This is a genomic window from Gordonia humi (genome assembly GCF_014197435.1).
Lineage (GTDB): Bacteria > Actinomycetota > Actinomycetes > Mycobacteriales > Mycobacteriaceae > Gordonia > Gordonia humi.
Genome location: NZ_JACIFP010000001.1, coordinates 4457383 through 4484154 on the forward strand (window position 1 = coordinate 4457383; position 26772 = coordinate 4484154).

27 protein-coding genes are annotated in these 26772 nt (G+C 69.5%); 12 read left to right on the plus strand and 15 right to left on the minus strand.

The genetic code is table 11. The features are described 5' to 3' along the window. Nucleotides 1-4 precede the first annotated feature (4 nt). Both BKA16_RS20625 and BKA16_RS20630 read right to left on the minus strand, forming a co-directional pair. On the minus strand, nucleotides 5-3373 hold the full coding sequence (locus BKA16_RS20625; protein WP_183372428.1) for an ATP-dependent helicase: 3369 nt from the start codon (nucleotides 3371-3373) through the stop codon (nucleotides 5-7). After that, nucleotides 3366-6677, minus strand: a complete 3312-nt coding sequence (locus BKA16_RS20630) for an ATP-dependent helicase (protein ID WP_183372429.1) — start codon at nucleotides 6675-6677, stop codon at nucleotides 3366-3368. The genes BKA16_RS20625 and BKA16_RS20630 overlap by 8 nt, the downstream gene beginning before the upstream one ends. 147 nt (nucleotides 6678-6824) lie before the next feature. Between BKA16_RS20630 and BKA16_RS20635 the strand changes: the two genes are divergently transcribed. The 4 genes from BKA16_RS20635 to BKA16_RS20650 are packed head-to-tail and all read left to right on the plus strand — an operon-like array spanning nucleotide 6825 to nucleotide 9459. Continuing rightward, the gene (locus tag BKA16_RS20635) at nucleotides 6825-7922 is read left to right on the plus strand and encodes a zinc-binding dehydrogenase (protein ID WP_183372430.1); all 1098 of its coding nucleotides are present in this window, start codon (nucleotides 6825-6827) and stop codon (nucleotides 7920-7922) included. A gap of 20 nt (nucleotides 7923-7942) precedes the next feature. Next, a complete protein-coding gene (locus BKA16_RS20640; protein WP_183372431.1) occupies nucleotides 7943-8386 on the plus strand; it encodes an acyl-CoA thioesterase in 444 nt (147 codons plus the stop codon). 3 nt (nucleotides 8387-8389) lie between these two features. Continuing rightward, a complete protein-coding gene (locus BKA16_RS20645) occupies nucleotides 8390-9181 on the plus strand; it encodes an alpha/beta hydrolase (RefSeq protein WP_183372432.1) in 792 nt (263 codons plus the stop codon). Next, the gene (locus tag BKA16_RS20650; RefSeq protein WP_183372433.1) at nucleotides 9169-9459 is read left to right on the plus strand and encodes an MGMT family protein; all 291 of its coding nucleotides are present in this window, start codon (nucleotides 9169-9171) and stop codon (nucleotides 9457-9459) included. Before BKA16_RS20645 ends, BKA16_RS20650 begins: the two co-directional genes overlap by 13 nt. A gap of 302 nt (nucleotides 9460-9761) precedes the next feature. Here BKA16_RS20650 and BKA16_RS20655 read toward each other — a convergent pair whose 3' ends face one another. The 4 genes from BKA16_RS20655 to BKA16_RS20670 form a co-directional block, all read right to left on the minus strand. After that, nucleotides 9762-10610, minus strand: a complete 849-nt coding sequence (locus BKA16_RS20655) for a TIGR02569 family protein (protein WP_183372434.1) — start codon at nucleotides 10608-10610, stop codon at nucleotides 9762-9764. 78 nt (nucleotides 10611-10688) lie between these two features. After that, a complete protein-coding gene (locus BKA16_RS20660; RefSeq protein ID WP_183372435.1) occupies nucleotides 10689-10967 on the minus strand; it encodes a DUF2277 domain-containing protein in 279 nt (92 codons plus the stop codon). Nucleotides 10968-11071: 104 nt separating this feature from the next. Continuing rightward, nucleotides 11072-12265: an adenylyltransferase/sulfurtransferase MoeZ gene (moeZ, locus tag BKA16_RS20665; RefSeq protein ID WP_183373219.1), complete on the minus strand. Its 1194-nt coding sequence runs from the start codon at nucleotides 12263-12265 to the stop codon at nucleotides 11072-11074. Then, entirely contained in the window at nucleotides 12244-13215 is a 972-nt protein-coding gene (locus BKA16_RS20670; protein WP_183372436.1) for a DUF3152 domain-containing protein, read from the minus strand. Before BKA16_RS20670 ends, moeZ begins: the two co-directional genes overlap by 22 nt. Nucleotides 13216-13330: 115 nt before the next feature. Between BKA16_RS20670 and fasR the strand changes: the two genes are divergently transcribed. Then, nucleotides 13331-13981, plus strand: coding sequence for an HTH-type transcriptional activator FasR (gene fasR / locus BKA16_RS20675; RefSeq protein WP_183372437.1), 651 nt, complete (start codon nucleotides 13331-13333; stop codon nucleotides 13979-13981). 91 nt (nucleotides 13982-14072) lie between these two features. On the opposite strand, the gene BKA16_RS20680 is transcribed toward fasR, so the two are convergent. Together BKA16_RS20680 and BKA16_RS20685 are read right to left on the minus strand one after the other, a co-directional pair. Next, nucleotides 14073-14303, minus strand: a complete 231-nt coding sequence (locus BKA16_RS20680; RefSeq protein WP_183372438.1) for a DUF3107 domain-containing protein — start codon at nucleotides 14301-14303, stop codon at nucleotides 14073-14075. Nucleotides 14304-14337: 34 nt separating this feature from the next. Beyond that, nucleotides 14338-14982: a ferritin-like fold-containing protein gene (locus BKA16_RS20685; protein WP_183372439.1), complete on the minus strand. Its 645-nt coding sequence runs from the start codon at nucleotides 14980-14982 to the stop codon at nucleotides 14338-14340. 224 nt (nucleotides 14983-15206) lie between these two features. Between BKA16_RS20685 and BKA16_RS20690 the strand changes: the two genes are divergently transcribed. Together BKA16_RS20690 and BKA16_RS20695 are read left to right on the plus strand one after the other, a co-directional pair. Continuing rightward, nucleotides 15207-16766, plus strand: a complete 1560-nt coding sequence (locus BKA16_RS20690; RefSeq protein ID WP_183372440.1) for a DEAD/DEAH box helicase — start codon at nucleotides 15207-15209, stop codon at nucleotides 16764-16766. Between the two features lie 24 nt (nucleotides 16767-16790). Further along, nucleotides 16791-18053 carry an Rv3212 family protein gene (locus BKA16_RS20695; protein ID WP_183372441.1) on the plus strand — a complete coding sequence of 421 codons (1263 nt, stop codon included), beginning with the start codon at nucleotides 16791-16793 and terminating at the stop codon, nucleotides 18051-18053. A gap of 4 nt (nucleotides 18054-18057) precedes the next feature. Here the strand turns inward: BKA16_RS20695 and BKA16_RS20700 are convergent, their stop codons facing one another. Next, complete coding sequence (locus BKA16_RS20700; protein WP_183372442.1) at nucleotides 18058-18849, minus strand: ParA family protein; 792 nt, start codon at nucleotides 18847-18849, stop codon at nucleotides 18058-18060. 33 nt (nucleotides 18850-18882) lie between these two features. Then, nucleotides 18883-19311, minus strand: a complete 429-nt coding sequence (locus BKA16_RS20705; protein ID WP_183372443.1) for a hypothetical protein — start codon at nucleotides 19309-19311, stop codon at nucleotides 18883-18885. A gap of 103 nt (nucleotides 19312-19414) precedes the next feature. Between BKA16_RS20705 and BKA16_RS20710 the strand changes: the two genes are divergently transcribed. Both BKA16_RS20710 and BKA16_RS20715 read left to right on the plus strand, forming a co-directional pair. Beyond that, the gene (locus BKA16_RS20710) at nucleotides 19415-20362 is read left to right on the plus strand and encodes a diacylglycerol kinase family protein (protein WP_183372444.1); all 948 of its coding nucleotides are present in this window, start codon (nucleotides 19415-19417) and stop codon (nucleotides 20360-20362) included. Between the two features lie 263 nt (nucleotides 20363-20625). Then, on the plus strand, nucleotides 20626-20880 hold the full coding sequence (locus BKA16_RS20715; RefSeq protein WP_183372445.1) for a WhiB family transcriptional regulator: 255 nt from the start codon (nucleotides 20626-20628) through the stop codon (nucleotides 20878-20880). 60 nt (nucleotides 20881-20940) lie between these two features. Here BKA16_RS20715 and BKA16_RS20720 read toward each other — a convergent pair whose 3' ends face one another. Further along, the gene (locus tag BKA16_RS20720) at nucleotides 20941-22452 is read right to left on the minus strand and encodes a sensor histidine kinase (protein ID WP_183372446.1); all 1512 of its coding nucleotides are present in this window, start codon (nucleotides 22450-22452) and stop codon (nucleotides 20941-20943) included. Between the two features lie 10 nt (nucleotides 22453-22462). Then, the gene (locus BKA16_RS20725) at nucleotides 22463-22681 is read right to left on the minus strand and encodes a biotin/lipoyl-binding carrier protein (protein WP_183372447.1); all 219 of its coding nucleotides are present in this window, start codon (nucleotides 22679-22681) and stop codon (nucleotides 22463-22465) included. A gap of 117 nt (nucleotides 22682-22798) precedes the next feature. Here BKA16_RS20725 and BKA16_RS24360 point away from each other — a divergent pair, with 117 nt between their 5' ends. Next, nucleotides 22799-22873, plus strand: coding sequence for a 50S ribosomal protein bL37 (locus tag BKA16_RS24360; RefSeq protein ID WP_382427732.1), 75 nt, complete (start codon nucleotides 22799-22801; stop codon nucleotides 22871-22873). A 63-nt stretch (nucleotides 22874-22936) separates the two neighbouring features. On the opposite strand, the gene rsrA is transcribed toward BKA16_RS24360, so the two are convergent. Both rsrA and BKA16_RS20735 read right to left on the minus strand, forming a co-directional pair. Further along, nucleotides 22937-23239, minus strand: a complete 303-nt coding sequence (gene rsrA / locus BKA16_RS20730) for a mycothiol system anti-sigma-R factor (protein ID WP_183372448.1) — start codon at nucleotides 23237-23239, stop codon at nucleotides 22937-22939. Next, nucleotides 23236-23949 carry a sigma-70 family RNA polymerase sigma factor gene (locus tag BKA16_RS20735; protein ID WP_221247600.1) on the minus strand — a complete coding sequence of 238 codons (714 nt, stop codon included), beginning with the start codon at nucleotides 23947-23949 and terminating at the stop codon, nucleotides 23236-23238. Before BKA16_RS20735 ends, rsrA begins: the two co-directional genes overlap by 4 nt. 130 nt (nucleotides 23950-24079) lie before the next feature. Here BKA16_RS20735 and BKA16_RS20740 point away from each other — a divergent pair, with 130 nt between their 5' ends. Both BKA16_RS20740 and BKA16_RS20745 read left to right on the plus strand, forming a co-directional pair. Further along, the gene (locus BKA16_RS20740) at nucleotides 24080-24829 is read left to right on the plus strand and encodes an SOS response-associated peptidase (protein WP_183372450.1); all 750 of its coding nucleotides are present in this window, start codon (nucleotides 24080-24082) and stop codon (nucleotides 24827-24829) included. 51 nt (nucleotides 24830-24880) lie between these two features. Further along, nucleotides 24881-25252, plus strand: a complete 372-nt coding sequence (locus BKA16_RS20745) for a DUF5313 family protein (protein ID WP_183372451.1) — start codon at nucleotides 24881-24883, stop codon at nucleotides 25250-25252. A 9-nt stretch (nucleotides 25253-25261) separates the two neighbouring features. Here the strand turns inward: BKA16_RS20745 and BKA16_RS20750 are convergent, their stop codons facing one another. Then, nucleotides 25262-26752 (minus strand): flavin-containing monooxygenase, encoded by a 1491-nt coding sequence (locus tag BKA16_RS20750; RefSeq protein ID WP_183372452.1) that lies wholly within the window; start codon nucleotides 26750-26752, stop codon nucleotides 25262-25264. Nucleotides 26753-26772 lie beyond the last annotated feature (20 nt).

The following is a 26772-nucleotide window of genomic DNA, read 5'->3' on the forward strand; positions in this document are numbered from 1 at the left end:
GAGGCTACTGCATCGGGGTCCGCAGCATGGCTGCGAGTTCATCGGCGTCGGGCAGGTGCTCGGGTTCGAGGGTGAATCCGTGCCGCACGTAGACGAAGGCGGCGCGTACCCGGTCGAGATCGACGTCGGCCAACTGCGCCCACGCGATCCGATAGGCCGCGAGCTGCACGAACAGTGACGCGCGTTTGGCCGGCTCGGGCACCGCACCGGTCTTCCAGTCGACGACGAGCCAGTCGACGCCCGGCTCGTCGCTGCGGAACACCGCGTCCATGCGGCCGCGCACGACGGTCTCGCCGATGACGGTCTCGAAGCCGACCTCGACGTCGACCGGGGTGCGATCGGCCCACTCGGACGCCAGGAACGCCGAGCGCAGCACCGCGAGGTCGTCGTCGGCGACGTCACCGGTGGCGGCGTCGGCGGCCCCCGGCAGCTCGTCCATGTCCAGAAGACGGGTGGCGCCGAACCGTCGTTCGAGCCAGGCGTGGAAGGCGGTGCCGCGTCGGGCCAGCGGATTGGGGCGGAACGGGACGGGTCTGCGCAGTCGAGCGGCGAACGCCTGCTCGTCGGTGTCGAGTTCGACCAGTTGGCTGACCGACAGGTGACCGGGCAGTTCGACGTCCACGACGCGATCGTGGTCTCGGGCGTGTTCGTCCAGGAGCACGGCCACCTCGTCGCGCCAGGCCAGGATCTCCGGGTCGTGGGTGGGGGCATCGTCGACGGTGAACAGTCCGTCGGCCGCGCGCGCGGCGGCGACGAGGTCGGCGGCGACCGCCATCGAGGCCCGTCGATCACCGAGTCGGTCGACGGGCCAGGGCACTGCCACCTGATGCTCGACGAGCGGATTCGCCTGTCCCGGTTCGGGGTCGGGTGCATCGGCGTCGATCGAGAACGCCCCCGGGTCGACGCCGCTCACCGTCCCGTTCGCGGCACCGGCGACGAGTTCGGCCAGTTCGCGGTAGAACGGTGATCCGCCGCGGGGCTTGTCACCGGTCTCGGACCAGTGGTGGGCGGAGACCAGCAGTGTGTGCTTGGCGCGAGTCAGGGCCACGTACAGGAGTCGGCGATCCTCATCGAGCCGCCGCTCGTTCACCGCGGCCTTGTGATCGTCGATCGCCGCCTCGAGCTCCTTACGATCGGCCAGTCCCGCGAGATCGATCGGCGGATAGCCCTCACCGCCGGGTTCGTCCGCGAGATCACCGCGCAGTTCGACGGGCAGTTCCCGCGCCGAACCGAGCCAGGTGCTCTCGGCCTTACCGCTGGGGAAGATCCGATCGGCGACGTGCGGCAGCGCCACCACATCCCATTCGAGGCCCTTCGCGGCGTGGACGGTGAGGATCTGGACGCGTTCCTCGGCCACTTCGACGTGCCCGGCCTCAAGCCCCTTCTCGACGGTCTCGGCGGTGTCGAGGAAGGCCAGCAGACCCGGCAGCGTCGCCCCGGACCGCTCGGCATAGTGCGTGACGTAGTCGGCGAACGCGTCGAGGTGTTCGCGCCCGGTGATCCGACCGCGCATGCGGCGCGCCCGGATCTGTGCCTCGACGGCCACGCCGATGGTCTGCTCGACGTCGGCGACCAGTTCGGGCAGCGGCTGACCGATGCGTCGGCGCAGGGACTCCAACTGTCTGCCGAAGGTGACGATCCGCTGGTACCCGGGAGCGCTGTAGCGATCGGCAGGTCCCGGATCGGCGAGGGCGTCGCACAGTCCCGCCGAGTCGACGGCCTCCCCCGGCAGCGCCGCGTCGAGGGCGTCACCGAGCGCGTCCGGAGTGGTCACCGCGCCGGTGGTGGCCCCCGCGTTCCCGGCCGCGAGCTCGCGTGCGCGCCGCCAGAGGGCCGCGATGTCGGCGGCGCCGAGCTGCCAGCGGGCTCCGGTGAGCAGTCGCATGGCGGCGGTGCCCGCCATCGGATCGGCCATCAGGCGCAGTGTCGCGACGATGTCGGTGATCTCCGGAACATGCAGGAGTCCACCGATGCCGACCACCTCGGCGGGAATGCCCCGTCGTTCCAGTTCGGCGGCGAGGGGCGCCGAGTCCTCGTTGCGGCGCACCAGGATCGCGGTGGTCGGCGGCGAGGCGTCCTCGCGCTCGGCCGATCGGTAGTAGTCCTCGACACGATCGGCGATCCATTCGCGTTCGGCGACGACGGTGTCGGTCAGCGCCAGCCGGACGGTTCCTTCGGGTGCATCCGGTCGGGCCCGCAGCACGCTGACCGGGACGCCCCGTCGTCGGAGCTCGTCGGAGGTCTGATTGGCCAGGTACAGGGCGGCCTCGCAGTTGCGCCAGCTGGTGAGCAGTTCACGCCGATGCGCACCGGTCCCGTCGTTGCGAGGGAAGTCGAGCGCGAACCGCGGCAGATTGGCCGCCGACGCTCCGCGCCACCCGTAGATCGACTGAATGGGGTCGCCGACGGCGGTCACCGCGATCGACGGACTGCCTGTCGGCTGCGTACCGCCGAACAGTGTCGACAGCAGAACGCGCTGGGAGTGTCCGGTGTCCTGGTACTCGTCGAGCAGCACGGCCTTGATCTCCGCGCGTTCGGCGGTCACGACCTCCGGATGGGTGGCGACCAGGCGCGCGGCCAGGGACATCTGACTGCCGAAGTCGAGCGCGCCCTGCGCGGTCATCGCCTCGCGGAGGGCGACGACCAGCGGAATCAGTTCGCGTCGCTCATCGATCACCGCCTGATATCCACGCAACGTCTTGCTCGGCTCGTCACGTTGACGCGGCCCCTTCGGGAGGGTGTCGATCAGCTCGTACAGCTTCTGACCGCCGCGCGCGAGATCATCGACGTCGACGAGGTGCTCGGCCATCTCCGAATACAGACGCAGCACCGATTCGGTGACCGACGACGGCACCTTCGCGGTGTTCAGCTCCCCCGGCCAGGAGGCGACGACGGAGAACGCGAGCTGCCACAGTTCGGTCTCGCTGAGCAGTGTGGACGTCGGCTCCACCGGCAGCAGGAGTCCGTAGTCGGCGATGAGCCGCCCGGCATAGGCGTGATAGGTGCTGACTTCGGCATCGGCGCTGCGCAGCCGACTCGCGAGGATCCCGGACGGATCCCATTCGAGCAGCGCCGGGCTGCCCGCCAGCATCGACAGGCGACGGCGGATGCGCGCGGCGAGCTCGCTGGCCGCCTTGCGGGTGAACGTCAGGCCGAGGATCTCCTCCGGTCCGACGAGTTGGTTGGCGACCAGCCACACCACGCGCGAGGCCATCGTCTCGGTCTTGCCCGCGCCTGCTCCGGCCACCACGAGCATGGGTTCGAGTGGTGCCTCAATCACCTCGACCTGCTCGTCGGTGGGCGGCGGCAGCCCGAGGGCTGCGGCGAGCGACCGCGCACCGATCCGCGGAGCATCCGTCACCCCCTCAGTCATCGGTCACCGCCTTCCCGCGCAGTTGGGCCGGGCACGCCGAGTGCAGACTGCAGTGTCCGCAGCCGGGATTGGGGGTCGCGGTGAACACCGGTCCCACGCTCGCCGCGGCGGCCTCGCGCACCGTCTCGATCCACTCGGTCACCTGTTCCTCGGTCAGCGGAGCCTGCAGCCGCTGCGCCGCACCGGTCTTCGTGTTGGCCGAGTTCACGTACACCAGGCGACCGCCGCCGGGTGTCGACGGCGGTACGCCCTCGACACCGCCGAGCTGCAGCGCCAGTTGGTATGCGGCCAGTTGCGGGTGCTCCTGGGCGTCGGCGACGCTGATGACGGTCTTGCCGGTCTTGACGTCGACGATCACCGGTCGACCCTGGTCATCGGTCTCGAGACGGTCGATCCGACCGATCAGCCGAACCGGCATGTCGGCGTCGGAGTCCTGCGGCAGATCGGCCGACAGTTCCACCTCCACCCCGGCTTCGGTGAGTTCCGAGCGGGACATCCGCAGCCAGTCGCGGAAGTGCGTCAGCATGGCTTCGGCGCGCTCGAGCTCTCGAGCGGAATACCATTCGGCGGGCGAGGCCACCCGTCCCCAGACCTCGTGCAGGGCCGCCGTGACCTCGGCCGGGTCCATCCGGCCCGCGACGGCCTGCACCAGCGTGTGCACCAGAGTCCCGGTGACGGCCTGTTCGGCGTCGCCGTCGCGCCCGCCGTGGCGTTCCATCATCCACCGCAGCGAGCACCGCGACAACGCCTCGACGTTCGACGGTGACAACGACCGCGCACCGCGATCGGGAGTCCACAGCGGTTGTTCGGTGCTGGGGCCGACGAGGCCGAACCATTCGGCGGGATCGGCGCCGGGCACACCGGCCTGCGCGAGTCTCGCAAGCAGTGACGCCGCCGCCGAGGTCCGCTCGTCCGCGTCTCCCCCATCGACGAGCGTGCTCTCGGCGCCCGCGACGACGGCGGCACGGAGGTCGGCCACCAGCGACGGCAGGGACAACACCCGGTCGACCCCCGGGTCGAGGGGGATCTCATCGGTCTCGTCGCCGTCGAGTTCGTCACCGTATCCGCCCAGTGCGTCGGCGATCTCGGGGACGAACCGCGACGGCGACGCATCGCCGGTTCCGTCCTCGACGGCCGTGACCAACAGCTGCGACCTGGCGCGCGAACACGCGACCAGGAGCAGTCGACGTTCGTCGGCGAGCATCACCGATCCGCGCGAGACGATGTCGAGGGCGTCGGCGTCGACGCCGTCGAGCAGGTCCAGGAGGGCGGGGGTGTGCAGGATGCTCCCGCGGCTGCGCAGCGACGGCCACAGCCCGTCGAGCACACCGGGTACCGCGACGACGTCCCATTCGCGGCCGGCCGCGGCGTGTGCGGACAGCACGGCGACGGTCTCCCCGGCCGCGACGGTCACCCGGGACTCACGCGGGATCTGCAGCTGGCCGAGGTAGTCGACGAAGCCGATCAGCGACGCCGACGGCAGATTGTCGGTGAACGATCCCGCCGCCTCGAACATCGCCATCATGGCGTCGAGGTCGCGGTCGGCCTGATCTCCCACGCGGCCGCCGCGCAACGAACGCGCTCGCCAACGTCGTTCCAGTCCACTCGACTGCCACGCCCGCCACAGAGTCTCCTCGACGCCGACTCCCGCCTGCTCGGCGCGCCGGGCCGCGCCGACCACCTTGGTGACCTGTCTGAGCGGCAGTCCTTCGAAATCGGTCATCGACTCGAGGTACTGCTCGGCGGCCTCGGGAGACACGAGTGCCAGACCGAGCGAGGTCAGCGAGTCGCGATCGGTGCCCGACGCGTCGTCGATCCGGCGAACGCCTCGACGCAGTCGGCGCAGCTGCGCCGGATCGGCCGAACCGATCGGGCCCGAGAACAGCGCGATCACCTCGTCCGGTTCCACGGTCTGCCCTCCGGCAAGGCGCAGCACCAGGGTGAACGCCTCGACCGCCCGCTGACGGTGGATGGGGACGTCGCTGCTCGGCGTGGCCATCGGCACCCCGGCCGAGGAGAACGCGCGACGCAGCGCGGGCAACGCTCGCGGCACCGATCGCACGATCACCGCCATCCGCGGCCAGGGCACGCCGTCGAACAGGTGCGCACGGCGCATCATGTCGGCGACGGCGGTCGCCTCCTTCGCATCGGAGGAGAAGACGCGCACACTCGCCCGCCCGTCCGTCGTCTGATCGGGCGAAGTCGAGACCACCGGAGTCGCCGTCCCGTGCGGCCGCGCGCCCGGCAGCCGTCGGGTCAGTGCCTGCACCACCCGGTTGATCGGGGCGGCACTGCGACGGTCGACGCCGAGCTCCACATCGCGCTGCCCGTCGGCGGCGAGTCCGTCGGCGAAACGCGGGCTCGCGCCACGGAACCCGAAGATCGACTGGTCGGTGTCGGCGGCCACGACCACCGAGTCGGCGCCTGCGCCGAGCGCCTCGACGAGCCGCGCGGCCTGCGGATCGAGGTGCTGGGCGTCGTCGACCAGCAGATGCCGGATGCGTCGGCGCTGTGCGGCGAGGAGTTCGCGGTCGGTCGCGAACGCCGACAGCGCCGAGCCGATGAGCTCCGCGGCGTCGACGGCGGTCGCGCTCGCCAGCGGCGCGTCGAGGCCGACGGCACCGCGCAGGAGCATGCCCTCCTCGTACTGGCGGTACGCCCGCGCCGCGGCGACCCATTCCACCCGATCATGCCGCCGGCCCAGTTCGGCGAGGTCTTCGGGACCGAGGCCTCGTTCGGCGGCGCGCATGAGCAGATCGCGCAGGGCCTGGGCGAAGCCGTCGGTGGTCAGCGCGGGCCTCAGATGCGACGGCCAGTAGTCGGCGCCGTCTTCGACGTCGCCGGCCAGGAGTTCGCGAAGCACGACGTCCTGTTCGGATCCGGTCACCAGCCGCGGCGGCGGATTCCCGTGTGCCTGCGCCTGCAGCCGGAGCACGGCGAACGCATACGAGTGCACCGTCCGTACGAGCGGTTCGCGCAGCGCACCGCCCAGGCGCCCGCCCGCCGACAGCACACGTCGGGTGATCTCGTCGCGCAGCGCCGTCGACGCCCGCCGGTCGGCCGCCAGCACCAGGACCGACTCCGGGTCGACGCCCGGATCGAGGAGACGCGCGACGGCCGCGTCGACGATCAACGACGTCTTGCCGGTGCCCGGACCACCGTGCACGCGGTACGGGTGCCACGGTCGCGCCGCATCGGCGGTATGCGGTCCGCGGAGAAGACCCTGCGCCGACTCCGGCCACTGCCGCTCACCCGCATCGGCGGGTGCCGCTGCGGGGATCAGTCGAGTGTTCGGGCGGGCCATGCACACATGGAACCATGCGAGTCCGACACGATCGCCGAGACGGTTGCGTCGACTCGGATCGCGCACGCCGCGGGTGAGACCCCCGCGTGTGAGACCCCGATGGATCTCCCGATCGAAGGCTCGGTGAGCCCTCCTACACTCGACGGTATGAGGATCCGCGGAGCAGTACTCGAAGAAATCGGCCGCAGCACCCCGTACTCGGACTCGCTTCCGTTGACGATCTCCGATGTCGACCTCGACGATCCCGCACCGGGCGAACTGCTGGTCCGCATCGAGGCCGCGGGACTGTGCCACTCGGATCTGTCCGTCGTCGACGGCAATCGAGTACGTCCGGTCCCGATGCTGCTCGGTCACGAGGCCGCGGGCATCGTCGAAGGGGTCGGCGCTGCGGCGGACGAGGCGCTGATCGGACGCCGCGTGGTGATGACGTTCCTCCCCCGCTGCGGCGACTGCGACGGCTGCCGGACGCAGGGCCGCACCCCGTGCACGGTGGGCTCCGCGGCGAACAACCAGGGTGTCCTCCTCGCGGGCGGCACCCGACTCGATCGGGGCGGCTCGCCGGTGGCTCACCACCTCGGTGTCTCCGGCTTCGCGACGCACGCCGTGGTGGACCGTCGTTCGGTGGTCCCCGTCGACGACGACGTCCCGCCCGCCGTGGCGGCCGTCCTCGGCTGCGCCGTCCTGACCGGTGGCGGCGCCCTCCTGAACGCCGCGCCTCCGGCCGAGACCGACAGCGTGATGATCGTCGGTCTCGGCGGAGTGGGAATGGCCGCGCTGCTCGTGGCCGCGGCCCTCGGTGTGCGCGAGGTGATCGCCGTCGACGCGGTGCCCGAAAAGCTCGCGCTCGCGCGCCGGCTCGGCGCGGACCGTGCGTTCGCCCCGCACGAACTCGACGGCGTCCGCGCCGACGTCGTCGTCGAGGCGGCGGGCAGTGCGCGCGCGTTCGAGACGGCGGTGGCCGCGACGGCGGTCGGCGGCACCACCGTCACCGTCGGGCTGCCCGCACCGTCGGCGACGGCGACGATCTCGCCGCTGACCCTGGTGGCCGAGGCGCGCACCGTCATCGGCAGCTATCTGGGGTCCGCCGTGCCCTCGCGGGACATCCCGCGCTACGTCGAACTGTGGCGCGCGGGCCGACTGCCGTTGGAGAAGCTGATCACCGCACGCGTCGGCCTGGACGAGATCAACGAGGCGATGGACGCGCTCGCCGCCGGCCTGCAGATCCGCCAGGTCATCGAGTTCTGACCCGGGATACGGTGGCTCCCATGACTTCCGCGTTCGACGCCCACGAGCTGAGCAGCTACCGTGCGACCTGGTCGCTCGACACCAGGTGGGAGGACAACGACCACTACGGACACGTCAACAATGTGAAGTACTACTCGTACTTCGACACCGCGGTGAACGGCTGGCTGATGGAGGCGACGGGCGTCGACACCCGCGATCTGTCGGCGATCGGCGTCGTCGCCGAGTCGGCGTGCAGTTTCCTGTCCTCGGTGTCGTTCCCGGACAAGGTGACCGTCGGCATCGCCCTGGAACGTCTCGGTCGCAGCAGCATCACCTACAGCCTCGCGCTGTTCGTCGACGGCGACTCTCCGGTCTGCGCCGCCACCTGTCGATTCGTCCACGTGTACGTCGACGGGCAGTCCCGTCGCCCGGTCCCGGTGCCCGCCGAGATCGCCGCCGTCGCCGCACCCCTGGTCGTCGGCTAGATCATGCTGCACACGCATCTGTTCGGCTCCGACGATCCGGCAGCGCCGACCGTGCTCGCGCTGCACGGGCTCACCGGCCACGGACGGCGGTGGGGTCGCCTGGCCGATCTGCTGCCCGGCGTGCGGATGATCGCGCCCGATCTTCTCGGGCACGGGCACAGCCCGTGGGAGCCGCCCTGGGGTGTCGCCGACAACGTCGCCGCGGTCGCCGCGACGCTGAACGAACATCATCGCGGCGACCGTCCCGTCGTCGTGGTGGCGCACTCGTTCGGCTCGGCCGTCGCGATCGCACTGGCCCACGCGCGGCCCGACCTCGTCGCAGGCCTCGTTCTCCTCGATCCGGCACAGGGCCTCAATCCGACCCAGGCGAGGGTGTACGCCGAACTCTCCCAAGCGCATTGGGGTCATCCCGACGCGGAGTCGGCGGTGGCCGCCAAACGCTCCGAGGGCTGGTCGCAGGTGGCCGACGAGATCCTCGCCGATGAGGTGGAGCATCATCTCGCCCCGGGCGGCCCCGGCGTGGTGTGGCGGGTGTCGGCGCCCGCTGTCGCGACCGCGTGGAGCGAGATGGCGCGGCCGTTCCGGCTCCCGCCGGAAGGCCTCCCGACGCACGTCGTGGTCGCCGACCGGGTGAACCCGCCGTTCGTCCGTCCCGAATTCCTCACCGCGTGCGCCGCGGACCGTCCGACGACGGTGACCGTGCACCACGTCGACGCCGAGCACATGGTGCCGTTCCTGGCGCCTGACGTCTGCGCGCGGCTGGTCCGCGACCTGGTGGACGCATGCCTGCGGTGACCGAGGAACAGGTCGAGACGGTTCGCGCCCTCGTCGCGGCCATCCCGTCCGGCCGCGTCCGGACCTACGGCGACCTCGCCGACGAGGCAGGCCTGTCGAATGCGCGCATCGTCGGCTGGATCATGCGTACCGACGGCTCAGATCTCCCGTGGCACCGCGTGGTTCCGGCGAGCGGTCGCCCCGCGTCGGCCGTCCGCAGCCGTCAGCTGGAGTTGCTCCGCGCGGAGGGGACGCCGTTGGTCGACGGCCGAATCGTCATGAGTCGAGCGCGAGCATAGGCCATCGGCGCCGACCACGGATGCACTACTGATCGAACGGATTCACGAGGTCGACGCCCATCCGATCGAAATCCCGAACACTCCGGGTGACGACGGTCAGATCGTGGACCAGGGCAGTACCGGCGATCAACGCATCCTGCGCGGGGAGCGGATCACACTCAAGAACATGTCGTCCGCGTCACGCTCGGCGATCCACGCACGGAGCGAACGCGTCACCACATTTCTCCAACACATGCGGTATTCACTCGGCTCAGACCCGCCGTTTTCGACGAATACGTCTCGGAAAAAATTCGGCGCCCGACTCAGACCATCATCCGGACGATGTCGACCACGCGCAGAAGTCCGGGTAACGCACCCGCGGTGGACCGCGGGTGCAGAGCATGCACCGCCAGACGGAACATGGTGGCGCGCAGCAGCATCTGCGGCCACTCCGGAAGGTGTGCCCAGCGTTCGACGAGTTCCTCCTCCGCGCCGCCCCACGCCAACGCGTCGACGACGATCACCGCGGACGCCCACGACGCCGGTCGCCAGTACGGCACCACATCGGTGATCGCGGGCGCGGCCGCACCGGCGAACAGAACTGTGCCGAACAGGTCGCCGTGTACGACCTGCGACGGCAGATCGACGGACTTGCGGAGTGCGGCGAGGGTCTTCACCTCCGCGGCACTGCGCTGACCGTCCTCGCTGCTCGGCTCGGCCATGCCCGCGCCCCGCGCCGATCGCATCGGAGTGTCCTCCCACGCGGCGCGGTCCGCGGCGGTGAACACGTCGACGTCGCTGAACGGCGGAGCGGGCGGCTGCAGCAGGAATCGCGGGCGCTCGAACTTCGCGGTGGCCGCGTGGAGTCGGTCGGCGACGGCCAGGACCTCGTCGTGTCGCGGCTCCGGGCTGCCCGCCACATAGGTGTCGGCGCGCCACCCGGAGACGACGTACCTTCCGTCGGACGCTCGGATCGGGCGCGCGATGCGCATGCCCTCGACGTACAGGTTCTCCCTCGCGGTGGCCGACCACGCGGCCCGCGCATGGTCGGGGACCAGCGACAGCACCACTTCGCCGACCCGCCAGCCGACGCCGTCCATCGCGATCGGCGGATGCGCGGTGAGTCCGAACGTGGTCAGGACCTGCTCGGGCGGCTCGACAATGGTGGTCACGACGCCAGATTACCCACGCAGACGGAGGTTTCGCGGCAACCACACCGCCGCCGCGTGTGCGCGGTGATGGTTACAGCGTCATCCCGCCTGTGATGCGAATCGCTTCTCGGCCCGCGCGCGTGCCTTCTGCGCCTCGATCGCACGGTCCTTCGGCGGGGCCGCGGTGGTCAGATCGGCCATCAAACGGCGGGTGACCTCGGCGATCTCGTCGACGGCCCGCTCGAACGCGGCCGCGTTGGCCTGGCTCGGACTGTTGTAGCCGGACACTTTCCGCACGAACTGCAGACTCGCGGCGTGCACCTCGTCGTCGGTGACGGGCGGCTCGAAATTGAACAGTGGCTTGATGTTGCGGCACATGGCGGCATCCCTTCGTCCGGAGTCCATGATGCCAGGAGTCGGGCGGGACGGGTCTCGACCGCGGAAGGTCTCGACCGCGCTCGACCGGGGAAGGGTCTCGGCCCTCAGTACACCGGCATCTCGGGGTCGACGGTCGACGCCCACGCCGCGATGCCGCCGCCGAGGTGGACGGCGTCGTGGAACCCCTCGCGGTGCAGCGCCGCCAGCGCCTGCGCCGATCGGACGCCCGTCTTGCAGTAGACGACGATACGGCGATCGTGGGGCAGATCGCCGAGCGCACGGCCGCCGATCACCTCGTCGCGCGGAATCAGGACCGCGCCGGGGATCCGGTTGATCTCGAACTCGACGGGCTCGCGGACGTCGATCACCGCGGGAGGCTCGGGCCCGTCGAGCGCCGCGCGCAGCTCGGCGGGCGTCCACGTGGCGCCCTCGGCGGCCGCCGCCGCATCGTCGGCGACGACTCCGCAGAACTCGTCGTAGTCGATCAGCGCGGTGATCTGGACGCCCGCCGGATCCTTCTCGATCCGCAGCGTGCGGTAGTTCATCGCCAGCGCATCGTAGGTCATCAGCCGCCCCAGCAGTGACTCGCCGAGGCCGCAGATCAGCTTGATCGCCTCGGTCGCCATAATCGAGCCGACGGATGCGCAGAGCACACCGAGCACACCGCCTTCCGCGCACGACGGGACGGTCCCCGGCGGCGGGGCCTGCGGGTACAGATCGCGCAGATTCACTCCGCGACCGTCGGGAGCGGCCTCCCAGAACACCGAGACCTGGCCGTCGAACCGGTAGATCGACCCCCACACGAGCGGTTTCCCGGCTAGTACTGCCGCATCGTTGCACAGGTACCGGGTGGCGAAGTTGTCGGTTCCGTCGACGATCAGGTCGTACCGGGAGAACAGGTCCACCGCGTCGGCCGGCTCCAGACGCTGCTCGTGCAGCACCACGTTCACCGACGGGTTCAGCTCACCGATCGAGTCACGGGCGCTGTGGGTCTTGGGCCGATTCAGATCGGCCACGCCGTGGATGATCTGGCGTTGCAGGTTCGACTCGTCGACGGTGTCGAAGTCGACGATCCCGATGGTCCCCACGCCTGCGGCGGCCAGATAGAGCATGGTGGGCGAGCCGAGTCCGCCCGCGCCCATCACCAGGACCCGGGCGTTCTTCAAGCGGCGCTGCCCGGTCGTCCCGACGTCCGGGATGATCAGGTGCCTGCTGTACCGCGCGACCTCGTCGCGCGTGAGCTCATCGCCGGGTTCGACCAGCGGCGGCAACGCGGTCACAGCGTCGGGAAGGGCCATGCGTTCGGCTTGCACACCAGCGAACGGTCGGCCTTCATGTCGGGATCGAGCGCCAGGATGTCGCTGTTGGCGGTGCCGAACGTCTGCTGCATCATGATCGGCGCCAGCGCGCCGTTCTCCTCGCACGGGCGATGGTGCTCGTAGCCGATGCCGTGGCCCACCTCGTGATTGATCAGGTACTGCCGGTAGGTCATGTCGTCGCCCGCGAACACGGTGGCCCCGCGCACCCAACGCGCCTCGTTCAGGGTCACTCGCGCCTCGGGCGGGTAGTAGCAGGACGTCTCGATCTTGATCTGATACCCGCACAACTCCCGCGCGGTGTCGGTGGAGGTCAGCGTGATCCGCAGATCCGGTTCGCCCGAATCGACGCGCCGGAAGGACACCTTCCCGTCGCCGATCCAGCTGCGCTTGTTGGCGAGCGTGGTGTCGACGAGTTTCGCGAACGACGCGTCGCCGGAGTACTGGGTAGGGTCGATCCCCTTCTCCACCTCGACCGTGTAGGTGTACTCCTGGCCGCCGGTGCCGACCTTCGGGCCGGTCCCTCGGACCACCCGGTACTCCTTGTCGCCCTTGGCGGTGTACGGCCCGCCCTCGGGCAGCGCGCCTGCGGGCAGCGCGTCCTCCTGCACCTCGACGGTCGGGGCACCGATCGCATGGGTCTGCTCGTTGATGTTCGTGTTGCGCGCGTCGGTCGGCGTGGCGACCGACGCGGCGTCGCCTCCGCCGCCGCGCACCGTCATCACCACCAGGACGACGGTGACGATCACCAGCACCGGGATCGCGTACGCGCGCCAGCCGAAGGCTTGCACGAAACGGGTGAACGCACCGGTCTCGGACGCCTCGTCGCCGGACGCCGGGTCGTCGACGATCGGGTCCCAGCGCGCACGCAGCGGCTGATCGGGCCGCGGTCGACGGGGGCCACGCGCCCCGGGCTCAGGATTTCCGGTCACGGGAACAACTGTGTCATAACGACCCGTCGGCTCCGAGCAACGACCCCGCGCGCCGACATGCGCACGCGACCGCCTGTCCGCGAGCGAACAAGTGACCCGCGAGTATCCTGGGATGATGTCGACCGCTAATTCCGCCGCGCCCGCCACTCCCCAGGGGCGCGGGCAGACGCGACTCCCCCGCAGCGCCCGGCGCCGCCAACTCCTTGACGCAGCCAGCGAGATCTTCGTCGAACGCGGATACCACTCGGCGGGTATGGACGAGATCGCCATCCATGCCGGGGTCAGTAAACCCGTTCTGTACCAACATTTCCCGTCGAAGCTGGATCTCTACATCGCGGTGGTCGACTCGCACGGGGAGAAGCTCGTCTCCGATGTGACCCGCGCGCTGCAGGCCACCACCGACAACCGACAGCGCGTACAGGCCGCCGTGCAGGCGTTCTTCGACTTCATCGACGAGGACAATTCGGGCTACCGTCTGATCTTCGCCTCCGACGCCATGGATCCCGCGGTGATCCGCCGGGTGGAGGGCGCCTCAGACGCCTGCGTCGACGCCGTGTACGGGCTGGTCATGCAGGATTCCGGTCTCGACCCGTACCGATCGCGCATGCTGGCGGCCGGACTGGTCGGGGCTAGTCAGGTGAACGCGCGCTACTGGGTGGAGGCCAACCGCCCGATCGACAAGGCGTCGGCCGTCGAGACCACCGTCGCGCTTCTGTGGGGCGGTCTGGCGGGCGTGCCGATGCAGGACCTCGCCGCACAGGACTGACTCCGTCGACGCGGCGCGGCGTATACGAGAAGACCGCCGGTGGTGATCCACCGGCGGTCTTCTCGTATACGCCTGGTTACCCGTGTCCTCCTCAGGCGCCGAATCCGACGCGACGCGATTCGCTGCTGCCGACCTCGATGTAGGCGATCTTCGCGGACGGCACGAGCACCCGCGAGCCCTTCTCGTCGACCAGAGCCAGAACCGACTCCGTTCCGTCGAGTGCGGCGGCGACCTTCGCTTCCACCTCCTCGCTGGTGGCGGGGGTGGTCAGTGCCAGTTCCCGGGGATTGTTGTCGATGCCGATCTTCACCTCAACGCTCATGGCGACCGACTCTACTCGTGCTCCGCCGGGCCGCTCACGCGAGACCGAGATCGGCCATGCGCTGGGCGTGTCGAGCCGCGATGCCGTCGAAGAACGTCGCCGCGGTCGCCAGCGTTCCGTCGCCTGCGAACAGCAGGTCCATCACCGCGTCCTCCTCGGCGAGCACCCACTGCATGTGCGTGATCGCCTCCCCGAGGAGTCGACGGCCCCAGAGCGCGAGCGGCGACCGCAGCGACGGGTCGGCGGCCAGCGCGGCGCGCACCCGGTCGACGGCGAACTCCGACGAGCCGGTGCTGCCCATGACCGATGCCGCCACCTGCTCGACCGAACTCGGCATCGCATCGGCGAGCTCGGCGTAGAAGTCCGCGGCCAGCCCGTCGCCGATGTACATCTTGACCAGGGCTTCGAGCCACGAGCTCGGAGTGGTGACGTCGTGGTAGTCGTCGAAGACCTTCGCGTAGGCGGCCACCGCCGCCTCCGGGTCGCCGCCAGCCGCCGTCACCTGCTGCGCGAGTTCCTCGAAGTGCGCCATCTCGGCGGCGATCAACCGCGCGATGGCGATCCGGTCCGGCGTCGTGGGCGCCATGGCCGACTCGTCGACCAGTCGGTAACAGGCCGCGAACTCCCCGGCCAGAAGGAGTCCGTACAGCTTGGCGTCAGCGTTCGAGGTGTTCGACATGGGAGCAAGAGTATGCAAGGCGGTACACTGTGGGCCAGACGTGGGGAATTTCCGCCCAGCGCAGCGCCCCGACCGCAGGTCGTCGCCGGCCCGCCGCAGCGGCCGCGTCGTACATTGAGCGCGCACTCGTCGACGACGCCACGCGTGAGGGACTGCCCGGCGCAGACCCCGCGGAGCGTCTCGTGTGCGTGCATCGAGAGCACACGAGAGGCATACAACCGCACATGAGCACTGACGCAACCGTCACCGACGACGATTCGATCCAGACGACGATCGTCGACGAGGACCACCAGGCGCCGACCTTCACCGAACTCGGCGTCGACCCGCAGATCGTCGCCGCCCTGGAGGCCGACGGCAAGGTCCGTACCTTCGCCATCCAGGAGTTGACTCTCCCGCTGGCCCTGGCGGGCAGCGACCTGATCGGGCAGGCCCGCACCGGCATGGGCAAGACCTACGGGTTCGGAGTACCGATGCTGCACCGCCTGGTCAACGCCGAACAGTCCGGTCTGCGTGCGCTCGACACCACGCCGCGCGCCCTGATCATCGTCCCCACCCGCGAACTGTGTGTGCAGGTGACCGAGGATCTGGAGACCGCAGCGAAGGGCGTGCAGGTCACCGTCGACGGCACCGAGCGCCCGGTCCGCATCACCTCGATCTACGGCGGCCGTCCGTACGAGCAGCAGATCGCCGAGCTGCAGAAGGGCGTCGACCTCGTCGTCGGCACCCCCGGCCGACTGCTCGACCTCGCCCAGCAGGGCCACCTCGTCCTCGGCAAGGTCGGCATCCTGGTGCTCGACGAGGCCGACGAGATGCTCGACCTCGGCTTCCTCCCCGACATCGAGCGCATCATGGGCGCGCTGCCGACCGACCGGCAGACCATGCTGTTCTCGGCCACCATGCCGGGTCCGATCGTCACCCTGGCCCGCACGTTCCTCAACCGGCCGATGCACATCCGCGCCGAGCAGGCCAACGACTCGGCGGTGCACGAGCGCACCACGCAGTACGTCTACCGCGCGCACGCCCTCGACAAGGCCGAACTCGTCGCCCGCATCCTGCAGGCCGACGGCCGCGGGGCCACGATGATCTTCACGCGCACCAAGCGCACCGCCCAGAAGGTGGCCGACGACCTCGCCGAACGCGGCTTCAAGGTCGGCGCCGTGCACGGCGACCTCGGTCAGGTGGCCCGCGAGAAGTCCCTCGGACGGTTCCGCGACGGGACCATCGACGTCCTGGTCGCCACCGACGTCGCGGCCCGCGGCATCGACATCGACGACGTCACGCATGTCATCAACTACCAGTGTCCCGAGGACGACAAGACCTATGTGCACCGCATCGGCCGCACCGGTCGGGCCGGCCGCACCGGTACGGCGGTGACCCTCGTCGACTGGGACGAACTGCACCGGTGGGAGCTCATCGACAAGGCGCTCGGCCTCGGCATGCCCGAGCCGGTCGAGACCTACTCGACATCCGACCATCTGCGCGAGGAGCTCGGCATCCCGGCCGAGGCCGACGGCCGCGTCGCCGGGGCCCGGCAGACGTCCGAGGAGCGACGCGAGGCACGCGCCGACCGCCCGGCCCGCAAGTCCACCCGCACCCGCCGTCGCACACGCGGCGGACAGACCGCCGACGGTGCGGCCGCGGCCGCCGAGACCGCTTCGGACACCGCCGATTCGGCCGAATCGGAACCGGTGGCGGAGTCCGGCGACGACAAGCCGCGTCGCCCGCGTCGCCGTCGTCACCGTTCGGGCGGCAAGCCCGCAGACGAGGCCGCGACCACCGACTGACTCGCCTTCCGTACTGTCGCCGATATGGGATCTCGTATCGCGCCGGAGCGCCGCACCCGAGCCGACCTGATCGTGACCGCGGTGATCGTGGTCGCGGTGGTCGTCGCGGGTGTGCTCGTCTGGGCGACGAGCAGCGCCCGCCAGTCCGATCTGCAGACCGCGGCCGCCGCCCCGTCGACGCCCGGCGCCGCGGAGACGTCGCCGCAGGCGCTGACGCAGGTCTGGTCGGCGCCCTCGTCCGCGACGACGGTCCCCCAGCTCACCGCCGCATCGGTGATCGCGGCCGACGACGGCGCGGTCCGCGCCCTCGATCCGGTGACCGGGGCGCAGCGGTGGCGCTACCACCGGACCAACGCGCTGTGCGGCGCGCTCGCGGCGTGGCCGGGCGGTGAGGACCTCGCCGTCGCCGTGTACCGCGACTCGCGCGGATGCAGCGAGGTGACGGCGCTGCGCGGGGACACCGGCCTGCGCACCGCCGGACGCACCTCCGACGCCGACGACGCCGTGTCGTTGTCCTACGACGGCGATTACATCCTGTCCGCGGGCGACACCCGACTCGAGACGTGGGGCATCAACCTCGTGCGCGGCATCGAGTACGGGCGCGTGGACGCCCCGGTGAATCCCGACGTCGCTCCCGCACGTACGGACTGCAGGCTGTACTCGGCGCTGCCCGGCGCGAATCGGATCGCCGTGATCGAACGCTGCGACCGTGACTTCGGCTATCGCCTCACCGTGCTGGGCTCGGCGCAGGACTCCGACGAGAAGATCGTCCAATGGGGCACGACGATGCTCACGCAGACCGCGCACGGCCCCGCACCCCGTCTGATCGGCGGGGGCGCCACGAGCTTCTCCGTCTACGATCCGGGTGTCGACGCCACGGGCGAGGTCCGCCCCGTGCCGGGGCCGCGCATCCGCACGTTCACCCCGCAGGCCGAGCAGCAGACCGACCGCCCGGTGGCGGGCGAACCCGCGCCGGCGGGTGCTCCCATCGTCGACTCCGGCATCATCACGTACTGGACCGGTCGCGGAACCGTCGTCCTGGACGGTACGACGGGCACGGTCCTCTACGAGGTGCCCGACACACTCGGCGCGGGCGCGGTGATGGCGGGTGAACTCCTGATCCCCGTCCGCGGCGGCATCAGCGTCCGACAGCTCTCCGACGGCCACGAGGTGCGGCGGATCGACGTCGACCGCGGCGGCTACGACGGATTCGTCGCCCTTCGGGTGTTGGGCGGCACGGTGATCGAGCAGCGCGGCGGCGAGCTGGTGGCGCTGCGGGCGCCGTGAGCCGCTACTCCGTGAGTTCGTAGGTGGCCAGTTCCGCGCCACCCCAGTACTCACGCAGGTTCTCGGCGAGTTCCCGGTACGCGGTGGCGCCCTTGTTCTTGCGACCGCGCATCACCGACGCCCCCGACGCCGACGCCTCGGCGAACCGGACGGTGCGCGGGATCGGCGGGTTCAGCACCGGCATGTCGTAGCGGTCGGCGACGTCGGCGAGCACATCGCGACTGTGCGTGGTCCGCGCGTCGAACAGGGTCGCCACCGTGCCGAGGATCTTCAGCTCCGGATTGGTGATCTGCTGGACCTCGGTCACCGTGCGCAGCAGTTGGCCGACGCCGCGGTGCGCGAGCGTCTCGCACTGGAGCGGGATCGCCACCTCGTCGGCCGCGGTGAGTCCGTTGAGGGTCAGGACGCCCAGCGACGGCGGGCAGTCGATGAGCACGACGTCGTAGTCCTGGGACACCTCGGCGAGCGCGCGTTTGAGCGCGTACTCGCGCCCCGGCCGCATCAGCAGCAGGGCTTCGGCGCCCGCCAGGTCGATGGTGGCCGGCAGCAGGGTCACCTGATCGTCGGTGTCGAGGAGGACGTCGGTGATGTCCTCGGCGCCGATCAGGACGTCGTGCACCGATGCGGTGATCTGGTCCGGGTCGTGGCCGAGGGAGAAGGTCAGGCAGCCTTGCGGGTCGAGATCGACCACGAGCACCGACAGGTCCTGTGCAGCGAGGGCGGCCCCCACCGACGCCGTCGTCGTGGTCTTCGCCACGCCGCCCTTCTGATTTGCGATGGCCAGGATGCGCGTCATGCGCACCACCCTACGTCCAGTTCGTCGCGAGCGTCACTTCGCGTCCGGCGGCAATGAGTCGGCGTTGAGCCAGCTCAGAGAGGCGGGCGCGAACAGGAGAATGAGCACGGCGATCGCGACGACGGCCAGCGGCGCACCCAGATACGGTAGATGACTGTCTGTGAGCAGCGCATATGCAACCGGGAGTAACAGGATCTGCGCGATCACTCCGACGCCTCGACCCCAGCGGCGACCACGGATCAGGGCGAGGCCGCCGGCCAGCACGCCGCCGAAGATCACGATGAACCAGCCCGCCGTGCCGTAGCCGCTGATCGCGTCCTCGTGGTGTCCGCCCGCCTCGCGGATGATGAGGACGACGGCGTACACGAGGCCGACCACACCCTCGACGGCGATGATCGCGCCCGCCCAGCGCAGCGTGGACGGCACGGCGGGGGTGGTGCGAGGGGAATCGGGACTGCTCACGTACTCCAGAGTAGACACGTCGCGCAGCGGTCCCGCCCGGAGGTCGCACGCGCGGGAGACTCGATTGGGCCGGACGGCCGTACACGCTATAACGTGTGCATTCGTGCGCGTCATGCTCATCACCAACCCGTTTGCGACCTTCACCACCGTGGAAGGTCGTGATGCGCTGGCCAACACCCTCGCTTCACGCTTCACCGTCGACATCCGCCGCACGACGCACCGCGGCCATGCGGGCGAGCTCGGCGCCGAGGCCACCGCGCACGGTTACGACGCCGTCGTCGTGCACGGCGGCGACGGCTCGGTCAACGAGGTGGCCAACGGAATGGTGGGCGCACCGTCGTCGACGATCCGCGATCGCGCCGACATCCCCGCTCTCGGCGTGGTCCCGGGCGGCAGCGCGAACGTCTTCGCTCGCGCCCTGAACATCAGCCGCGACCCGCTCACCGCCACCGCACAGCTGATGGAGTTGCTCGACTCGGGCGCCCGCCGACCGATCAGCCTCGGCCACACTCTGGACCGCTGGTTCCTCTTCAACGCCGGCATGGGCATGGACGCGATCGTCGTACGCCGCATGGAGGAGTTGCGACACAAGGGCCGCCGCGCGACGGCGGGCCGCTATCTGCGCACCACGGTCGGCTCGTTCTTCCGTCCGTCGGTCACTCCCCCGACGTTCACCGTCACCGTTCCCGACCACGATCCGATCGACGGGGTCCGCTTCGGATTCGTCAGTAACACCGGTCCGTGGACATATCTGGGCACCCGTCCGATCCGCACCAATCCGAACACCGACTTCTCGCGCGGGCTCGGAATCTTCGCTGCGACGTCCGTCTCAGTTCCCCGCAACATCGTGCTGGGCTCCAGACTCCTCCGCGGCGCCGATCCGAAAGCCGCGCACCTGTTCCGCGACGACGACGTTGAGTGGGTCGAGTTCCGGTCCGCAGAACCTGCCGATGTGCAGATGGACGGCGACTACCTGGGCGAATACACAGGTCTGGACTTCGGATACCGTCACGACGTGATCGATGTGGTGGCCGCGTCGACGGCCGATTAACCCCATAGTTACCTGCCGGTACGCATAAGTTGGCTTCACTGCCAACCCCTTGTGACGTATCCGGCATTCAGCGTGCAGCTATAGCCAAAGGTAACCGCACAGTAGTACAACAGTTAATGACCGCAACAACCGGCCCCGTCTTTCTGCGCCACAACGGCACGGAATCACACGGTGACATCCGTCGTTGCAGCCCACACAACGAACCGAACGTGAATCAGCGTGCCCCGAGCACGACGTGATCTTATCTTGAAGGAGTTAGTGTCATGGACTGGCGCCACAAAGCCATCTGCCGCGATGAGGACCCCGAGCTGTTCTTCCCGGTCGGGACCAGCGGCCCGGCGATCGCGCAGGTCGCGGACGCCAAGCTGGTGTGTCAGCGTTGCCCGGTGACCGCCGACTGCCTCACGTGGGCGCTCGAGACCGGCCAGGACGCAGGCGTCTGGGGAGGCATGAGCGAGGACGAGCGTCGCGCGCTCAAGCGTCGCAACGCCCGTACCCGCGCCCGCAGCGCCGTCTGAGTCGACCACGACCCCTCGTCGAGGGCCCCGACCGCCGGTCGGGGCCCTCGACGTTTCTGTTCAGTGCAACGGGATGTCCAACTCGACCCTGGTCCCCACCCCGATCGGGACCGGTGCGATGTCGATGGTCCCGCGCAGGTCGTTCGACACCAGCGTCCGCACGATCTGCAGCCCGAGACGGTCGGACGCGGCCAGATCGAAGTCAGGCGGCAGGCCCTTGCCGTTATCGGTCACCCGCACCTGCAGACTCCGAACGTCGCGTACGGCGTCGATGACGATGAGCGCCCCCTGCTGACCCGGTGAGAAGCCGTGCTCGATGGAGTTCTGCAAGACCTCGGTCAGCACCATCACCAGCGGCATCGCCAGATCGGCGGCCAGGACGCCGAGGCGGCTGTCGCGCCTGATCCGGACGCGGGCGCCCCCGCCGTCCGGCAGGGTGACGTCCACCAGCGACGACGACACCCGGTCGACGATGGCGTCCAGATCCACTTCCTCGTCGACACTGCCCGACAGCATCTCGTGGACCAACGCGATCGACGACACGCGGCGTACGGCCTCGGCGAGCGCCTGGATGGTCTCCTGGTTGCCGGACCGTCGCGCCTGCAGCCGCAACAGCGCGGACACCGACTGCAGATTGTTCTTCACACGGTGGTGGATCTCGCGGATCGTGGCGTCCTTGCTGATCAACGCGAGGTCTCGACGCTTCACCTCGGTGACGTCGCGGATCAACACCACGGCACCCCGCGACCGGTCGCGGGACCGCAGCGGCACGGCCCGCACCAGCACGTTGGCCCGCCGCGCGTCCAGTTCCATGCGCAGCGCCAGATCGGGGCCGGGCAGCGCGTCGCCGCTGGCCGCCTCGATCATGGCGGCCGCATCGGCCGACTCGAACGGATCGGTCAGGAGCCTGGCCACCAGATCGGCGACGACGACGCCCGACAGATCGGTGGTCCATCCCATGCGATGGACGGCCGAGAGCGCGTTGGGACTGGCGTACACCACACGCCCGTCCGGACCGACCCGGATGAACCCGTCACCGGCTCTCGGTGTCGACAGCCCGAGGGTGTTGGCCTCGTCGAGCGGGAACGTGCCCTCCACGACCATCTCGCACAACGCCTGCGCGGCATCCCGGTACGCGGCCTCCAGAGGTGAGGCCGGACGGGTCTCGGAGGCGTCGCCCGCGCGCCCGAGCACCGCGATCACCCGACCGTCGAAGGTCACCGGAATCGCGATGCGGTCGATCAGCAGGTTGCCGAACCTCGTGGCGATCGAGTCCTGCTCGATCCGGCCGGTCTCCAGTGCGGTGATGATCAGCGGATTGGCGCCCTGCGGGCTGGCGGGCCGTTCCACGCGGTGGCCGACCTCGTCCTGTTGAAACACCGTCGACGCCGTGTTGGGACGACATTGCGCCACGTACACGAGGTTGCCGTCGGTGCCGCGGACCGCGAGGAGATAGTCGGCGAAGGAGAGGTCGGCGAGGAGTTGCCACTCGGCGACCAGTCGCTGCAGATGCGCCGCCGCCGCATCGGGCAGGGTGGTGTGCTCGGCGAGCAGGTCGTGCAGTGTTGCCATGGCCCGGTGGTCAGGCGCGGTAGGTGGCGATCACATCGCCCGCCTGAATCACGTCGCCCACAGTGACCTCGACCCGGTCGAGGGTGCCCGGGTCCTCGGCCAGGACGGGAATCTCCATCTTCATCGACTCCAGGAGCACCAGGGTGTCGCCCGCGGCGACCTCCTGACCTTCGGCGACGGAGACCTCGAGGACGGTGGCGACGATTTCAGCGACGACGTCTTCAGGCATGGACTGATCCTAGCCGAGGAGCCTGTCGTCGCTCAGGCGCCGCGCGCGATTAACGCGCGGGCCGCCGGGCGTGAAACAATGGCCGACGCACGTGAACACTGGAGAAGGAGGTCCGGCATGAGCAAGCGCGGACGTAAGCGGCGCAGCCGCAAGAAGAACGCAGCGAACCACGGCAGGCGGCCCAACGCCTGACCGCGAGTCGGCGACGAGGCCCGGTCCCACAGGGACCGGGCCTCGTCTCGTCTCTGAATCCGTCTACTGTTCGGTGCGATAGACCGTCTGCCGGATGGTCACCGAGCGGCGGATCTCCAGCCGGAGTCGTTCGCGCAGCCCGTCGGGCGCGGCGTCGTTCCCGCATTTGCGGCTGATGAGCTCCTTGAGCTGGCGCTGCACGCCGTAATGCTCCAGGCAGCTCGGGCAGCCGTCGAGGTGTCCCTGGAGGCGATCCCGGGCTCCTGCGTCGCATTCGTCGTCGAGCAGAAGCCAGATGTCGGCGACGACGGCGGAGCAGTCGAGCATCTCGAACTGCTCGTCTCGTTCGGGTACCCCGGTGCTCATCGGACGGCCTCCCCGGTGCGATCGAGGCCGATGCCTCGCTCGTGCGCGACGTCGGCCAGCAGGTCGCGCAGCTGGCGACGACCGCGGTGCAGTCGGGACATCACCGTTCCGATGGGAGTGTCCATGATCTCGGCGATCTCCTTGTAGGGCAGGCCCTCCACGTCCGCGTAGTACACGGCCATCCGGAAGTCCTCGGGCAGTTGTGCCAGCGCGTCCTTGATCTCCTGGTCCGGGAGGGCGTCGAGCGCTTCGATCTCGGCCGACCGCAGACCCGTCGACGTGTGCTCGGCGGTGGCGGCGAGCTGCCAGTCGGTGATCTCCTCGGTCGGATACTGCGCAGGCTGACGCTGCTTCTTCCGGTACGAGTTGATGTAGGTGTTCGTGAGGATGCGGTACATCCACGCCTTCAGGTTGGTGCCCTCTTTGAACGATTTGAACGCCGAGAACGCCTTGACATACGTCTCCTGGACGAGGTCTTCGGCGTCGGCCGGGTTGCGGGTCATGCGCAGGGCGCCGCCGTACAACTGGTCGAGCAGCGGCAGCGCGTCGCGCTCGAACCGCTCGCTGAGCTCGGCTTCCGTCTCCTCATGGCCGTCCGGCTCGGGCGGCACCTGGGTGTCCGACACAGAGTTCCCTTCGCTTGACGCTGGTTCCGTCGAGTCTAGCGATCGCTGGTCCGCGTCTGTGTCAGACGGCCAGGCGATCAGCATTCTCGGCTCGAGGACGGCTCCGGTCACGGTGCTCACGGCGTCATCCACCTCCCTGGGGTCTCGTGCTTCGCGATGGTCGGCTGGTCCAACACCGGCGGGGTCGATCTTGTTCCGTGCCACGATGGAATGCATGTGCGGACGCTATGCAGTGACCACCGATCCGGCCCGGCTGGCGGCGGAGATCGACGCCTGCGACGAGATCACCGACACCGACGCCGCGGAGGCATTCGTCGACGGGAACTACAACGTCGCACCGACGACGACGGTGATGACCGTCGTCGATCGTCATGACCGCAACGACCCCGACGCCGACGTCGCGCGACGCGTCCGCGCGATGCGGTGGGGGCTCGTGCCGTCCTGGACGAAGGAACTCGGCAAGGGACCGGTGCTCTTCAACGCTCGCGCGGAGTCGCTCGCCGAGAAGCCCGCGTTCCGGAACTCCCTCAAAGGAAAGCGCGCCCTGGTCCCGATGGACGGCTGGTACGAGTGGAAGCCGGGGCCGACCGGTCCGAACGGGAAGCCGACGAAGGTCCCGTACTTCATGTCGCCGGACGACGGCACCCGCCTGTTCATGGGCGCGTTGTGGGCCGCCTGGCGGCCCGCCCCGGCACGGGCGACGGACGACCGCTCGGCGTGGGTCTCGTCGACGACGATCATCACCACCGCCGCGGTCGGCGACCTGACGCAGGTGCACCACCGGATGCCGCTGATCATGCCGTTCGAGTACTGGGACGCCTGGCTCGACCCCGACTCGGCCGTCGACACCGCGCTGCTCGCGCCGCCCGACACCGAACTCGTCGACCGCATCGAGATCCGCGAGGTGTCGCCGTTGGTGAATCGCGTCGCGAACAACGGACCGGAGCTGTTGGCTCCGGTGTGAGACCCGCGACCGGGCTCCGATCCCGGTGACACCCGTGGGATGATGTCCCGTATGAGTGCTACCCGTCCTGGTCCCCTGCAGAAGGTGGGCTATCTGCTCGGCCGCAGGCTTCCCGACGAGATGCGGGACTGGGTGCTGGTCGATCTGACCGGGCCGGGCCACACCCGCCGATACATCGTCCGCGGACTGGTCCCGATCGTCCCGTTCCTCATCGCCTTCGCGTTCATCCCCGGACCGTGGTGGATCGTCGGCGGCATGATGCTGCTCATCCTGATCCCGTTCGTCTACTTCCAGATCGCCCTGATCCGCGTCTACCGCCGCCACCTGCTGGTCAACAACGGCCTGGACGGGTCCCTGGTCGATGCGGTGAAGATCGAGCGGGCGAACGCCGCCGCCGACGAGTACCGGAGCAAGTACCGGTAGGCGCACCCGTCACGCGTACGTGTAGTCCTCCAGCGGGAACGAGTCCATCTCGCGCAGCGTGGACAGCGTCGACTGGGGACGCAGCAGCGTCGCCTCACCGTGCTGGTTGAAGTAGTAGCTCCGCGAGCCGCTGCAGTCGCCCGCATAGAACACGGAGTCGCCGAGCCTCTCGGTCGCACGGTCGAGGAAGCGCTCGTTGGCCTGTTCGGTCACCTCGAAGCGGTCGGATCCGCGGCGACGCATCTCACCGAAGAGCCTGGCCATGTGCCGCATCTGGCCTTCGATCGTGGTGAAGTACGAGAGGCCGCTGTAGGAGTACGGGCTGTTGAGCGTCAGGAAGTTCGGGAAATGCGGTACGGTGATGCCCTCGTAGGCCTGGAAGCGGCCTTCGCGCCACCATTTTCCGAGATCGCGGCCGTTGCGGCCGGTGATGGCGAACGCCGGGAAGTTCACGTCCCACAGGTTGAATCCGGTCGCCAGGACGAGAGTGTCGATCTCGACCTTCGTCCCGTCGTCGACGACGATCCCGTCGGGCTCCACCCGTACGATCGACGAGGTCTGCAGGTCGACGTCGGGCCGGTTGAACACCCGGAAGTAGTGGTTGCTGAAGGTCGGTCGCTTGCAGCCGAAGTCGTACGACGGCGTGAGTCGCCGACGCGTGCCCGCATCCCGGACCTGGGTGCGCAGGTGTGCCTTCGACAGGAGCGCGGCGAGCTGATTGCCGGGCTTGGCCTGGCGGTAGTGCAGGACACCGAACACCATCAGCGCTTCGAGCAGGGACGTGTTGACCGCGCGCGCCGCCTTCTGCGTCAGCGGGACCGCGCCGAACAGTCTGCGGACGGGCGCCGGGATCGGGAAGTCGATCTTCGGCACCACCCAGATCGGGGTTCTCTGAAAGACGGTGAGATGCGTTGCGGTCCGGGCGATCTCCGGAATCAGCTGGACCGCGGTGGCTCCGGTGCCGATGACCGCGGCCCTCTTGCCGTGGAAGTCGTAGCCGTCACGCCACGCGGTGGTGTGGATGATCTCGCCCTCGAACGAGTCGATGCCGGGGAAGTCGGGGGTGTACGGCTGCGACAGGAAGCCGGTGGCGGTGAGGAGGTAGCGCGCGGTGATCGCGCGGCCGTCCTCGGTGCGCACCGTCCACACGCCCGCGTCGTCGTCCCAGTCGGCGCCGGCGACGACGACGCCGAACTCCATGTGCCGTCGCAGGTCGTACTTGTCGGCGACGTGCTCGGCGTACGCCTTGAGCTCGGTGCCCGGCGCGAACAGTCGCGACCAGTCCGGGTTCGGTTCGAACGAGTACGAGTAGGTGACCGATGCGATGTCGACCGCGAGGCCCGGGTAGTGGTTGACGTGCCACGTGCCGCCGAGATCGTCCTCGCGTTCGAGGATCGCGATATCGGTGACGCCCTGCCGTTTCATCTCGATCGCCGCGCCCATCCCGCCGAATCCGGCGCCGACGATGACTGCTTCGTGGTCGGGTCTCACGTCGGTCATTCCTGCACTCCCCGTTCGGT